Raw genomic sequence first — 12,347 nt, forward strand, 5'->3', positions numbered from 1 at the left:
TGTTCAATCGGCTAGCCTTGGTGAAGGGCAAATGAACGGCTGCTGATCTATCCTGTTCCGCTCAGAAGGGCAGCTTGAAGCCGGGAGGCAGCGGCAGGCCGCTCGTCATCTTCGACATCTCCGCAGCGCTGGCCTCATCGGCCTTCTTGCGCGCGTCGTTGAAGGCTGCGGCGACAAGATCCTCCAGCATCTGCTTCTCGCTCGGCGCGAGCAGGCTGTCGTCGATCGACACGCCAAGGATCCGTCCTTTGGCTGAAGCGCGCACCTTAACGAGGCCGCCGCCGGCCGCGCCTTCAACCTCGATCTTGTCGAGATTTTCCTGCGCGCGTTGCAATTCTTCCTGCACACGGCTGGCCATGCCCAATATTTCGTTCAGATCCTTCATCGCTCAGCGCTCCATGGTTCCACCCGATCAAGATCGGCGTCGGGGAAGGCGGCGAACGCAGCCTTGACCACCGGGGTTTCAAAAATCTCGGCCCGCTCTCTTGCCTCGGCGGCCTCGGCCCGTTCCAGCAGGGTCGGCGCGGCAGCACCCTCGCTAATCTGCACCTGCCAGCGCACCTGCGTCACTTGATGCAGCGCGCTTTCGAGCGTCTTGGCAAAATCCCGCCCCAGCGGCGGCACCAACTGGACATCGATCGCCCGCGGCTCATACCGCACCAGCCGGACGCAGTCCCTGACCTGCCCGGCGATCATGTGGCGGCCGCCGTCCTCCAGCGCCGCGATCATCTCTTCGAAGGAGGAAGGAAGCGAGGGAGTAACCGCCTCCGCCGGCGTAGCAGACGCCCCAGGGGCCGCAGCGCCTTGGCGCAGCATCCTGGCCAGTTCGCCCGGATCGGGCATGCTCGCGGCGTGCATCACGCGCAGCAAGGCCATTTCGCACGCTTCGATCGGGAATCCCGCGCTTGCGACCTCGTCATGCCCCTTGAGCAGCAGTTGCCAGAGCCGGTGCAGCGGCGCGAAACCGATCTGCCCGGCCCACTCGCTCAACGCCTCCCGTTCCTCGGCCGACTGGCCGGGACTAACGATATCGCGACCGGCCTTCATCAGGGTGACGGCATGCACCAGTTCCAGCAGCCCGCGCATGAGGGCGAGCGGCTCGACGCCCAGCGCATATTGATCGCGAACACCGCCCAGCAACGCGCCGCTGTCACCTTGCAGCAGCAGGCCCATCAGGCGACGCACCGCTCCCCGATCCGACAGACCCAGCATCTCGCGCACCTGGGCGGCGGTGACGAGCGGCGCGCCTTCGCCCATTTCCGCGTGCGCGATCGCCTGGTCGAGGATCGAGAGACCGTCGCGCGCCGACCCTTCAGCCGCCTGGGCGATCAGGGCCAGCGCGTCAGGCTCGGCCGCGACGCTCTCGGCCTCCACCACATGAGCGAAATGGCTGGCGAGCAATTCGGCGGGGATGCGGCGCAGGTCGAAACGCTGGCAGCGCGACAGGACCGTGACCGGAACCTTGTTCACCTCAGTCGTCGCGAACAGAAACTTCACATGCGCGGGCGGCTCTTCCAGCGTCTTCAACAGCGCGTTGAAGGCATTTTTAGAGAGCATGTGGACTTCATCGATGATGTAGATCTTGTAGCGCGCCGACACGGCGGCATAGCGCACCGCTTCGATGATCTCGCGCACGTCGTCGACGCCCGTATGGCTGGCGGCGTCCATTTCGACAACGTCGATATGGCGCCCCTCGGCGATCGCCCTGCACGGTTCGCAAATGCCGCACGGGTCGATGGTGGGGCCGCCCTGCCCGTCCGGACCCACGCAGTTGAGCGCTTTGGCAATCAGGCGCGCCGTCGATGTCTTGCCCACGCCACGCACCCCCGTCATCAGGAACGCATGGGCCAGCCGTCCCCGGCGGATGGCGTTGCCCAATGTCTGGACCATGGCGTCCTGCCCGATCAGCTCACGAAAATTGCGCGGCCGGTATTTGCGCGCGAGCACACGATAGGGCTGGGGGGAATCGGACATGACGATCAATCTAGCGGCTAGGGGAGCGGCTGTCGAAGCCGGAAAAGCCGGACAAAGGTGGGAGCCGGAACGACCCGCGGCGAAATCACTGTGGCTGCTTCCGTCAGGATCTGACCAGGTTGGCGACGACCACGTCCGCCCGACTCCCGGGCCGGCATATGGCGAAGTGCGGCAGCCCTGACAAGGCCGATGACGAACGCTTCCTCAATCGAGGCCGGTGCGCTGCGCCTTCCCGACGAAATCCAGCGCGGCGCGAGCCGTCTCGGCGATCGCAGCGTCCGCCGCCTTGGCGTCCACCGTCGGCCGGTCAAGATAGATGGCGAGCAGATACTCGTCGCCCGCAGGGGATCTGACCAGCGCCACATCATTGAACGCGGTTCCGCAGCTTCCCGTCTTGCCGCCCGACGTCCATCCCTGAGGCAGGCCCGCCTTGATCCGCCGGTCGCCGGTCGTGCTGGCGTCCAGCCATTGGCGCAGCCGCTTCGCACTGTCGGGCTTAAGGTCACGAAAAAGGAGCCGTGCCATCAGCTCGGCCATCGCCGCAGGGCTGGTCGTGTCGCGTTCGTCGCCCTCGGCATTCTCATTCAGCGCGGGCTCCGTCCGGTCGAGCCGCGTCACGCGGTCGCCATGGGTGCGGGCGAAAGCGGTCAGCCCCTCGGGTCCGCCGACGAAGGGCAGCAGCAGGTTGGCCGCGCTGTTGTCGCTCAGAGTAACGGCGGCCTCCGCCAGTTCGGCCATGGACATGCGGCCGCGCTTGCGGTTCTGCTTAACGGCCGGCGCATAGTCCAGAACATCATCCTTGGTGAAGGCGACCTGCCCGTCCAGGCCGAACTTGCCGCTTTCAGCGCCGCTCAGCACAGCGGCGGCCAGCGGCGCCTTGAAGGTCGAACACAGCGCGAACCGCTCGTCACGATTGAAGCCCAGCAGCAGCGCACCCTTGCTGTCGACCAGCGCCACCCCCAGCCGCCCGCCGCTCTCCTTCTCTATGTCGCGCGGATTGCGGACGGCCTTCATCGCGGAATCGCTCACCATGTAGCGCGGCGCGGGCGGGAGCAGCGACTGCCGCTCGCCGCCGGTCTGCGCCGGCGCGGATGCGCCGACGAGAAGCGGCAGCGCGGCCAGGCCCAGAAAAGCAAAGCGCACGCTTACATGCCCTGCATGTTGTAGGATTCTCCAGGAATCCGGACAGTCAGGCCATCCAGTCGCTCTTCCAGTATGATCTGGCAGGCCAGACGGCTTGTCCGCGTCGCTGCGGCGGCCAGGTCCAGCATGTCCTCTTCGGCCTCGCTCGCCGCCTTCAGCTTCTCGAAATCCGTCGCATCGACGATGACATGGCAGGTGGAACAGGCCATCTGCCCTTCACACGTGCCCTCCAGCGGCTGGCCAGCGGCCTGTGCCACGTCCAGCAGGACCGAACCGGCCGGGGCATCGACCTGCTGCCGCTGCTCGCCATCCGCGCTGATGAAGGTGACCCTGACCATGATTTGCGACTTTCCCTGCTCAAGGCGCCGCTTGTGCGGCTGCCACTTCATTCATCAGTCTCGCCGCTTCGCTCACGTCAGCAAGCGTCGTATAGCGGCCGAAGCCGATCCGAACCGATCCCCGCGCCTCGCGGTCTGACAACCCGATGGCACGCAGCACATGGCTAGGCCGCCCCGACCCACTGGCGCAAGCGCTGCCGAGCGAAAAAGCGACATCGCGGCATTCGGACAACAAACGCCCCCCGTCCACCCCATTGCGCCGGATATTGAGGTTGCCGTGATAGCGCGCTTCCGCGCTTCCGTTCAACGCCCAGTTCCGGAACAACATGCGCGCCTCCGTCCAGAGCATTTCGACATGGGCGCGGTCCTCGCCCGCCCGTTCGCGCATCAGACGAGCCGCCACGCCAAAACCCGCACAAAGAGCAGGCGAGAGCGTGCCAGAACGCAGACCGCCTTCCTGCCCTCCGCCGTGAAAGACCGGCGCAAGATTGACCCCGTCCCGCAACCACAATGCTCCCACGCCCTTGGGGCCATGTATTTTGTGCGCGCTAACCGCGATCATGTCGCACTCGCGCGGGATCGGTACCCGGCCATAGCCCTGAACGGCATCGCAGAGAAACAAGGCGCCAGCCTGATGGGCAAGGTCGGCGAGCGCGCCGATCGGCTGGATCACGCCAATCTCATTATTGACCAGCATCGCTGCGACCAACGCGACACCCGGCTGGATCGCTTCGGCCGCAGCGGCCAGGTCGACCAGCCCGTCCGGCCCGACAGGCAGCACGATGACCCGATGCCCTTGCGCGGCCATGGCCTGGGCCGTGTCGAGTACGGCGGCATGCTCGCTCGCTAGCGTCACGATGTCGCCGCGCGGCGCTCCCTGGATCGCGATGTTGATCGCCTCGGTCGCGCCCGAGGTGAAGAGCAGGCGGCCACCCTCCGGCAGCAGCTGCCCGATTTCCGATCGAGCAATTTCGACCTGGGCGGCGGCCATGCGCCCCAGGCGATGCGGACTGTGTGGATTGGCGAACTGGTCGCGCAGCAGCGGAACCATGGCGTCAAAGGCTTCGGGCGCGAGTGGCGTCGTTGCCTGATAATCGAGATAGATCGTCATCGCGCCCGTGCTGCCATCGCCCGCCACTGGTCAAGGAAACGATCCACGTCCGCCTCGCTTGTAGCGGGACCAAAGCTCACCCGGACAACCTCCGCCGCGGCCTGCTCGTCCCATCCCATCGCGCGCAGCACGTGGCTGGTCTTGAGCGATCCCGACGAACAGGCGCTGCCGGCGGACACGGAAATGCCGGCGAGGTCGAACTGGATAAGCTGCGCGCGCGCCGAAACGCCCGGCATCCGGTAGCTTGCAATCACAGGGATGCGCGGCGCGTCCCGTCCGATGATCTCGCCGCCGCCCGCCTCTATGCCGTCGTCCAACCTGGCGCGCAGGCGGGCCGCAGCCGGTAGCCAGTCGTCCCGTGCTTCCAGCGCCGCGGCCATCGAAAGAATACCCGGCAGATTTTCGGTGCCCGCTCGATAGCCCTGCTCCTGACCGCCGCTGGGCTCCAGCATCGCGAGGTCTTTGACCAATAACGCGCCGACGCCAGGCGGACCGCCAAATTTGTGCGCGCTGATCGCGATCATGTCGGCCTCGGGCAGCGGGAGCTTGCCGGCGCTCTGGGCGCAGTCGGCGAAGAGCAGCACGCCGTCGCGGTCGATCGTGTCGAGCGGCTGGACTACGCCGGTTTCGTTGTTGACGTGCTGAATCGCGAGCAAGATGCCGCCCGTCCCAACGGGGCTGCCGCTTTCCGCTCGGCTTACAAGACCATCGGCCGTCACCTCCAGCCGTGTTGCCTGCGGCGTAACCCGCAACACCGAATCATGCTCAACCGTGGAGGTCATGACCTCACTCGCCTTGGCGCGAACCAAGCCGATAGAAATCGCCTCGCTGGCGCCCGACGTGAAGATCACATGCCCGCCCCAGCCCAGCGCCGCGGCGATCCGCGCGCGCGCCTGTTCCAACGCGGCGCGGGCCGCGCGGCCATCTGCATGGGGGCTGGAAGGGTTGGCCCATCGTTCCATTCCCTCCACCATCGCGGCGCGCGCCTCCGGCAGCATGGGCGTGGTTGCGGCATGGTCCAGATAAAGGCGATCGACGTCCAAGGGCGGCGTGTTACTCATTGATTGCGGAAATGGTCGCGCCTTCTATATAGGCGGTCTGCCGCGCAACGCCAGCACAGGCGTGTCGCGCCCCCGCATCCACACCGCCTTCCGCTTGTCCGGCGGGCGGCCAGAACCATAACAGGTGCCATGCCCGACGTTATCTTTCCCGGACCCGAAGGCCGTCTCGAAGGCCGCTTCAGCCCCCCACCCCGTCCGCGCGCGCCCGTCGCGATGATCCTGCATCCGCATCCGCAGGGCGGCGGCACGATGAACGACCGGATCACCCAGGCGCTCTACAAGACCTTCGTGAAGCGCGGCTTCGCGACACTGCGCTTCAACTTCCGTGGCGTCGGCCGCAGCCAGGGCACGTTCGACAATGGCATCGGCGAGTTGTCCGACGCAGCCGCCGCGCTCGATTGGGTGCAGAGCTTCCATCCCGAAGCGCAGACGACGTGGATCGCGGGTTTCTCCTTCGGTGCCTGGATCGGGATGCAGTTGTTGATGCGCCGCCCCGAAATCCGCGGCTTCATCTCGGTCGCGCCACCAGCGAACATGTATGACTTCTCCTTCCTCGCGCCCTGCCCCTCGTCGGGCATCATCGTGCAGGGCACGGCTGACGAGGTCGTGACGGCCAGCGCGGTGCAGAAGCTTGTCGACAAGCTGCGGACCCAGAAGGGCATCACCATCCATCATGACGAAATCCGTGGCGCAAACCACTTTTTCGAGCATGAACTGGATCAGTTGATGAAGTCGGTCGACAATTATCTCGACATGCGCCTGGCGCCGGACTCGCCGATCCGCTGAATCGCTTGAGCGCAAGATGAAGGGGGCTGCTGCTGCGGCCTCATCTCTTCACGTGCAGGCGCAAAGTCGCACGACGATTCCCGCTGGCCAGGACAAGCCAGGATTGGGCCGGAAGAGGAAATTCCCGCTTGGCGCGAGCGGCCCGGCGCTCTAGCGGCGGCGCCTGATGAGTGAGCAGAAGAATGACCCCCGCCTGATCTGGAGCCGCTACTACAGCGCCTTCATCCCTGCCCCGGTCCGGCCGGGCTTCGTCGATCGGCTCAAGGCAGCCAGCGGCGCGATCGGCGGCATAGCCATAACCGGCTTGCTGTGCGGGCTGATGCTGGGGAACGGCATGGCGCACCCGCTACTGGTGGCACCGATGGGCGCTTCCGCCGTCCTTCTGTTCGCCGTGCCCGCCAGCCCGCTGGCCCAGCCATGGCCGGTCCTCGGCGGCAATGTCGTGTCGGCGCTGACAGGGGTCACCGTGGCCAGGCTGATACCCGATCCGACCATCGCCGCCGCGCTTGCCGTGGGCTGCGCCATAGGCGCCATGTCGCTGATGCGCTGCCTCCATCCGCCGGGCGGCGCCGTGGCGCTATCCACCGTACTCGGCGCCACCCACGGCGCACCGAGCTACATGTTCGCCTTCGTGCCAGTGGGCGTGAACACGGCGCTTCTGGTCGCCGTCGCCATCATCTTCCATCGCCTCTCCGGCCATAATTATCCCCATGTCGTGCCAAAGACCGCCAGTGCCCACGGCACCACCGATCCTGCGCCGCTGTTGCGCACGCCTTCGGAACAGGATGTCGAGCAAGCACTGCAAGCCTATGGCGATACGCTTGATGTCGACGCCGCCGACTTGCAGCTTGTCCTCCACGATGCCGAGATGCGCGCCGCCGAGCGCGCACATGGCCGGCTGATATGCGGCGAGATCATGTCGCGCGACGTGATTGCCGTGCACGAAGGACAGCCGGTGGAAACCGCGCAGGCCTTGCTGCACGCGCGCAGGCTGCTTTCCCTGCCGGTGCTCGACACTACAGGGCGCGTGCGCGGCGTGATTGGACCGCTGGATCTGTTGCGACAGGGCGAGCACGCGCGGGACATCGCTTCGGAACCCTATGTCGTTCATGAAGGAACGCCTGTGGCTGCGCTGCTGCGTCCGCTGACCGATGGCGGCCGGCGCGAGGCGATCGTCGTGGATGACGACCGCATGCTGCGCGGCCTGGTCACGCAGACTGACCTCCTCGCCGCGATCGCCCTGCGCGCCTGATCAGTTCGGCTGCTTTTCCAGCAGCGGCACGTCGGGGCCGGGAATGGCGGTGATCGCGACATTGGCGAACATCACGAGGCCCGCTATGATCATCAACGTACCGCGCTTGCGATCGCCTCTCTTGGCGATCGCGTAGATGCCGCCGCCGGTCAGGAGCACGCCCGCCAGCATCAGGATGGAAAGAATAGTGCCTGCCATGAAGCAGGCCATAGGCGTCCCGCTGGACTGTGGCAATTGCGCGCCCGTGCCCCTAAGAGGCGCGGAAACGAATCAGCTTTTGCGTGACAGGATAGTCAACCCGTGAAAATCGCCCTCGCTTCCGATCATGCCGCCGTGGATCTGAAGGCGGAACTTGCCGACTGGCTGCGCGCCGAAGGCCATGATGTCGATGATCTCGGGCCGGCGACCGCCGACCGGGTCGACTATCCCGATTTCGGCTACAAGCTCGCGAACGCCGTTGCTTCCGGCGCGGCGGAGCGGGGCATCGCGCTCTGCGGTTCCGGTATCGGCATTTCGATCGCCGTCAACCGCAACCCCGCCTGTCGCTGCGCGCTGGTGTCCGAACCGCTGTCGGCCGCTCTCAGCCGCGAACATAATGACGCCAATGTCCTTGCGCTCGGCGCCCGTCTGACTGGGGTCGACATGGCCAAGGCCTGCGTCACTGCCTTCCTTTCCACCCAATTCGGCGGCGGCCGCCACAGTGGCCGCGTCGATAAACTCACCCAGCCCGCGCTTTAAGGAGCCTGCCCGATGAGCACCGCCACCCTCACCAATCTCTCCGACATACGCGCGGAAGGCTATTTCACGCGCAGCCTGGCTGATGCCGATCCGGCCGTTTTCGCTGGCGTCACCAGGGAATTGAAGCGCGAGCAGAACCAGATCGAACTGATCGCCTCGGAAAATATCGTCAGCAAGGCCGTGCTGGAGGCGCAGGGCAGCGTCTTCACCAACAAATATGCTGAGGGCTATCCGGGCAAGCGCTATTATCAGGGCTGCGCGCCGTCGGACGAGGTCGAACAACTCGCCATCGACCGAGCCAAGCAGATTTTCAACTGCGGCTTCGTCAATGTGCAGCCCCATTCCGGCGCGCAGGCGAACGGCGCGGTGATGCTGGCGCTGACCAAGCCGGGCGACACGATCATGGGCCTGTCGCTCGACGCTGGCGGCCACCTCACGCACGGCGCGAAGCCGGCGTTGTCGGGCAAATGGTATAATGCCGTCCAATATGGCGTGCGCGAGGATACGCACCTCATAGACTATGACGCGCTCGAAGCGCAGGCGATCGAGGCGAAGCCCACCCTTATCATCGCGGGCGGCTCCGCCTATCCGCGTCACCTCGACTTCGCCCGTTTCCGTGCGATCGCGGACAAGGTCGGCGCGCTGCTGATGGTCGACATGGCGCACTTCGCCGGCCTCGTCGCCGGCGGCGCGCATCCCACGCCCTTCGGCCATGCCCATGTCGTCACCACCACCACGCACAAGACGCTGCGCGGCCCGCGTGGCGGCATGATCCTGACCGATGACGAGGCGATCGCGAAAAAGATCAACTCGGCGGTCTTCCCCGGCCTTCAGGGCGGCCCGCTGATGCACGTCATCGCCGCCAAGGCCGTGGCGTTCGGCGAAGCGCTGCGCCCCGAGTTCAAGACCTATGCCCAGGCGATCGTCACCAACGCGAAGGCCCTGGCCGGCAAGCTGGAGCAGCGCGGCCTCGCCGTCATTTCGGGCGGCACTGACACGCACCTCGCCCTCATCGATCTTCGTCCCTACGGCATTTCAGGAAAGGACGCGGATGAGGCGCTGGAGCGCAGCTTCATCACCTGCAACAAGAATGGCGTGCCGGGCGACCCGCTGCCGCCTACCAAGACCAGCGGCATCCGCGTGGGTTCACCCGCCGGCACGACGCGCGGCTTTGGCGTTGCCGAGTTCGAGGCGATCGGCGACATGATCGCGGACGTTCTCGAAGGCCTGCGCGATCATGGCGAACATGGCGACGCGACGGTCGAAGCCCATGTGCGCGAACGCGTATCGGCGCTCTGCGCGCGCTTCCCGATCTATGAAGGCTGATATCTTCCGTTCGGATCGAGGGTAGTCGAGACCCCGCCGCTGTGCCATCTGGGGTCTCGACCCTTTCGAAACGACCGGAGCTGATTGCCGCATGCGCTGCCCCTTCTGCACTCATGACGACAGTCAGGTTAAGGACAGCCGTCCCACCGAGGACGGCGCGGCCATCCGCCGCCGCCGCCAGTGCGAGGCGTGCGGCGCGCGCTTTACCACCTTCGAACGCATCCAGTTGCGCGACATCTGGGTGGTGAAGAGCGAAGGCCGCAAGGAAGCGTTCGACCGCGACAAGCTCGCCCGCTCCATTGAAATCGCTTGCCGCAAACGTCAGATCGACCCCAGCCGGCTGGAAAAGCTGATCTCCGGCATCCAGCGCCAGCTCGAAACCAGCGGGGATGGCGAAGTGCCCGCGCGCGCAATCGGTGAAATGGTGATGGAAGGACTCAAGCGCCTCGACAGCGTCGCCTATATCCGCTTCGCCAGCGTCTATAAGGACTTCACCGACGCTCGGGATTTCGAGGATTTCGCCGGAAGCATCAAGGAAGTGGGGAGTGAATGAGGCGGTTCTGCTTGTCACTCCGTTCCTCCTGAGTAGCCATTGAGCGAGGTCGAAACGGCCTGTCCATGGCCGCTTCTCCATTCGGTTCAAGCGTGTCGAGAACGATATGAAAACCCCTGCCCCCGTCATCGTCCTGGTTCGCCCCCAACTCGGCGAAAACATCGGCAAGGCCGCACGCGCGATGCTGAATTTCGGCCTCACCGAAATGCGGTTGGTGAGCCCGCGCGACGGCTGGCCCAATCCGGACGCAGGCCCCTCCGCCGCCGGCGCGGACCTTGTTCTGGACCAGGCGCAAGTCTTCGAAACGCTCGCCGAGGCCGTGTCCGACTGCGCTCATGTCTATGCGACGACCGTCCGCAAGCGAGGCGTTACCAAACCCGTCGTCACGCCGGAGGAAGCAGCACGGGAAATCCACTCCGCACAGGGCCGATCCGCCTATGTCTTCGGGCCGGAACGATCGGGCCTGGAAACTGAAGACGTTGCACTCGCGCGGAAAATCCTGACCGTGCCGATCAATCCCGACTTCGGTTCGCTCAACCTTGCCCAGGCGGTGATCCTGTGCGCCTATGAATGGTCAAAGCAGGCCGCGCTGGAACAGCCCACAGTGGTGGACCTGGGCGAACCCGCGCCACAGGCCGAACTGGAAGGTATGATCGCCCAGTTCGAGACGCTGCTGGAGGGCGCTGGCTATTTCTTCCCGGCCGATCGCGCGCCCGCGACCAAAAGGACGCTTCGCAATCTGCTGACGAAGCCGGGCTGGAACCATCTGGAGGTACGCACCCTGCGGGGCGTGCTGTCAGCGCTCGGCAATCCGCGAACGCGCTGACCCGGATCCGGTTGCGACAGGGGTCATGATCCCTTCAACCGGTCGAACTCGACCATCTCATAGGCGATCGACGCTTCGACCAGTTGCTCCCACAGCTCGGCGATCACGTCGGCAGGAGCGCCCAGCCTTTCGGCCCGCGCCCGGGCATTCCCGATCACCTGCGCCTTGCGCGCTTCGTCGCGGACGGCGCCACGTTCCGGCTTGATCCTGGCGGCGGCCCGCATATGGGCGAAGCGTTGTCCCAGCAGAGCGACCAGTTGCCGGTCGATCTCGTCCACGCCCGCGCGGACCTCTGCCATGGTCGTATAACTATCCGGGTTCATGGCAGCGCTGACTAGGGCCAGCGCACGGCTCTGTCGAGGGTTGACATGACGCCCCCCCTTCTTCATACGCGCGCCTTCGCGATTGGCCCCGCACCCCGGTGAAGCGGTGGCCCTGCCCCCTTGTGGCAAGCAGGCGAGGACCGGGAATATCGTTGTTAGCAGATCGAAGGATGTATCATGTCGAAGCGTTCCAGCGCGAAGTACAAACTTGACCGCCGCATGGGCGAAAATATCTGGGGTCGCCCGAAGAGCCCGGTCAACAAGCGTGAATATGGCCCCGGTCAGCACGGCCAGCGCCGCAAGGGCAAGATGTCGGACTACGGCATCCAGCTGCGCGCCAAACAGAAGCTGAAGGGCTATTACGGCGACATCACCGAAAAGCAGTTCAAGAAGAACTACACCGAAGCGGCTCGCATGAAGGGCGACACCGGCCAGAACCTGATCGGCCTGCTGGAGCGTCGCCTGGACGCCGTCGTCTATCGCGCCAAGTTCGCGCCCACCATCTGGTCGGCCCGTCAGATCGTGTCGCACGGCCACATCTATGTGAATGGCGTGAAGTGCAACATCGCAAGCCGCCTGGTGAAGCCGGGCGACGAAATCACCCTGGGCAAGAAGGCGCAGGAAATGGCGCTGGTGCTGGAAGCGCAGAGCTTGCCCGAGCGCGACATTCCCGACTATGTGTCGCCCGATGGCACTGCCAAGGTCACTTATGTCCGCGTTCCGACGCTGGACGAAGTACCCTATCCGGTGAAGATGGAACCGAACCTGGTCGTCGAATTCTATTCGCGCTAAAATCCAGGCCTCGCGAAATACAGGAAAGGCGGTCCTTCGGGGCCGCCTTTTTTGTTTGTTCAACACGCCTTGTGCGACGAACGGGCTGCTGGCATCACCTGTCCATCCGCCGTCTTTTCAAGGC

14 protein-coding genes, 1 other RNA gene and 1 pseudogene are annotated in these 12,347 nt (G+C 65.2%); 7 read left to right on the forward strand and 9 right to left on the reverse strand.

Annotation, left to right across the window (positions count from 1 at the left end):
* Window positions 1-61: 61 nt before the first annotated feature.
* The 7 genes from AAC640_RS00340 to AAC640_RS00370 all read right to left on the reverse strand — a co-directional run bounded on the left by AAC640_RS00340 (window position 62) and on the right by AAC640_RS00370 (window position 5,609).
* Window positions 62-385 (reverse strand): YbaB/EbfC family nucleoid-associated protein, encoded by a 324-nt coding sequence (locus AAC640_RS00340; RefSeq protein WP_340264086.1) that lies wholly within the window; start codon window positions 383-385, stop codon window positions 62-64.
* Complete coding sequence (locus tag AAC640_RS00345) at window positions 382-1,974, reverse strand: DNA polymerase III subunit gamma/tau (protein WP_340264087.1); 1,593 nt, start codon at window positions 1,972-1,974, stop codon at window positions 382-384. Before AAC640_RS00345 ends, AAC640_RS00340 begins: the two co-directional genes overlap by 4 nt.
* A gap of 53 nt (window positions 1,975-2,027) precedes the next feature.
* An RNA gene (gene ffs / locus AAC640_RS00350) (signal recognition particle sRNA small type) lies at window positions 2,028-2,125 on the reverse strand.
* A gap of 53 nt (window positions 2,126-2,178) precedes the next feature.
* The gene (gene blaSGM, locus AAC640_RS00355) at window positions 2,179-3,087 is read right to left on the reverse strand and encodes an SGM family class A beta-lactamase (protein ID WP_340264850.1); all 909 of its coding nucleotides are present in this window, start codon (window positions 3,085-3,087) and stop codon (window positions 2,179-2,181) included.
* Window positions 3,088-3,119: 32 nt separating this feature from the next.
* Window positions 3,120-3,455: a 2Fe-2S iron-sulfur cluster-binding protein gene (locus AAC640_RS00360; RefSeq protein WP_340264088.1), complete on the reverse strand. Its 336-nt coding sequence runs from the start codon at window positions 3,453-3,455 to the stop codon at window positions 3,120-3,122.
* Window positions 3,456-3,474: 19 nt separating this feature from the next.
* Window positions 3,475-4,566 carry a cysteine desulfurase family protein gene (locus AAC640_RS00365; protein ID WP_340264089.1) on the reverse strand — a complete coding sequence of 364 codons (1,092 nt, stop codon included), beginning with the start codon at window positions 4,564-4,566 and terminating at the stop codon, window positions 3,475-3,477.
* Window positions 4,563-5,609 carry a cysteine desulfurase family protein gene (locus AAC640_RS00370; protein ID WP_340264090.1) on the reverse strand — a complete coding sequence of 349 codons (1,047 nt, stop codon included), beginning with the start codon at window positions 5,607-5,609 and terminating at the stop codon, window positions 4,563-4,565. Before AAC640_RS00370 ends, AAC640_RS00365 begins: the two co-directional genes overlap by 4 nt.
* 147 nt (window positions 5,610-5,756) lie before the next feature.
* On the opposite strand from AAC640_RS00370, the gene AAC640_RS00375 reads away from it, so the two are divergent.
* Both AAC640_RS00375 and AAC640_RS00380 read left to right on the forward strand, forming a co-directional pair.
* Window positions 5,757-6,413, forward strand: a complete 657-nt coding sequence (locus tag AAC640_RS00375; RefSeq protein ID WP_340264091.1) for an alpha/beta hydrolase — start codon at window positions 5,757-5,759, stop codon at window positions 6,411-6,413.
* Between the two features lie 166 nt (window positions 6,414-6,579).
* Window positions 6,580-7,665 (forward strand): HPP family protein, encoded by a 1,086-nt coding sequence (locus tag AAC640_RS00380; protein ID WP_340264092.1) that lies wholly within the window; start codon window positions 6,580-6,582, stop codon window positions 7,663-7,665.
* Here the strand turns inward: AAC640_RS00380 and AAC640_RS00385 are convergent, their stop codons facing one another.
* Window positions 7,666-7,863, reverse strand: a complete 198-nt coding sequence (locus AAC640_RS00385) for a hypothetical protein (RefSeq protein WP_340264093.1) — start codon at window positions 7,861-7,863, stop codon at window positions 7,666-7,668. It lies immediately after the preceding gene.
* A 102-nt stretch (window positions 7,864-7,965) separates the two neighbouring features.
* Here AAC640_RS00385 and rpiB point away from each other — a divergent pair, with 102 nt between their 5' ends.
* The 4 genes and pseudogenes from rpiB to AAC640_RS00405 form a co-directional block, all read left to right on the forward strand.
* The gene (gene rpiB, locus AAC640_RS00390) at window positions 7,966-8,403 is read left to right on the forward strand and encodes a ribose 5-phosphate isomerase B (protein ID WP_340264094.1); all 438 of its coding nucleotides are present in this window, start codon (window positions 7,966-7,968) and stop codon (window positions 8,401-8,403) included.
* 12 nt (window positions 8,404-8,415) lie between these two features.
* Complete coding sequence (gene glyA, locus AAC640_RS00395) at window positions 8,416-9,729, forward strand: serine hydroxymethyltransferase (protein WP_340264095.1); 1,314 nt, start codon at window positions 8,416-8,418, stop codon at window positions 9,727-9,729.
* Between the two features lie 91 nt (window positions 9,730-9,820).
* On the forward strand, window positions 9,821-10,282 hold the full coding sequence (nrdR, locus tag AAC640_RS00400) for a transcriptional regulator NrdR (protein WP_340264096.1): 462 nt from the start codon (window positions 9,821-9,823) through the stop codon (window positions 10,280-10,282).
* A 115-nt stretch (window positions 10,283-10,397) separates the two neighbouring features.
* A pseudogene (locus AAC640_RS00405) lies at window positions 10,398-11,108 on the forward strand (RNA methyltransferase); the annotation flags it as partial.
* Window positions 11,109-11,131: 23 nt separating this feature from the next.
* Here AAC640_RS00405 and AAC640_RS00410 read toward each other — a convergent pair.
* A complete protein-coding gene (locus AAC640_RS00410) occupies window positions 11,132-11,431 on the reverse strand; it encodes a chorismate mutase (RefSeq protein ID WP_340264098.1) in 300 nt (99 codons plus the stop codon).
* A 177-nt stretch (window positions 11,432-11,608) separates the two neighbouring features.
* On the opposite strand from AAC640_RS00410, the gene rpsD reads away from it, so the two are divergent.
* Window positions 11,609-12,223 carry a 30S ribosomal protein S4 gene (gene rpsD / locus AAC640_RS00415; RefSeq protein ID WP_340264099.1) on the forward strand — a complete coding sequence of 205 codons (615 nt, stop codon included), beginning with the start codon at window positions 11,609-11,611 and terminating at the stop codon, window positions 12,221-12,223.
* The last annotated feature ends 124 nt before the right edge of the window (window positions 12,224-12,347 follow it).

The sequence above is a fragment of the Sphingobium mellinum genome (assembly GCF_037860795.1).
GTDB lineage: Bacteria > Pseudomonadota > Alphaproteobacteria > Sphingomonadales > Sphingomonadaceae > Sphingobium > Sphingobium mellinum.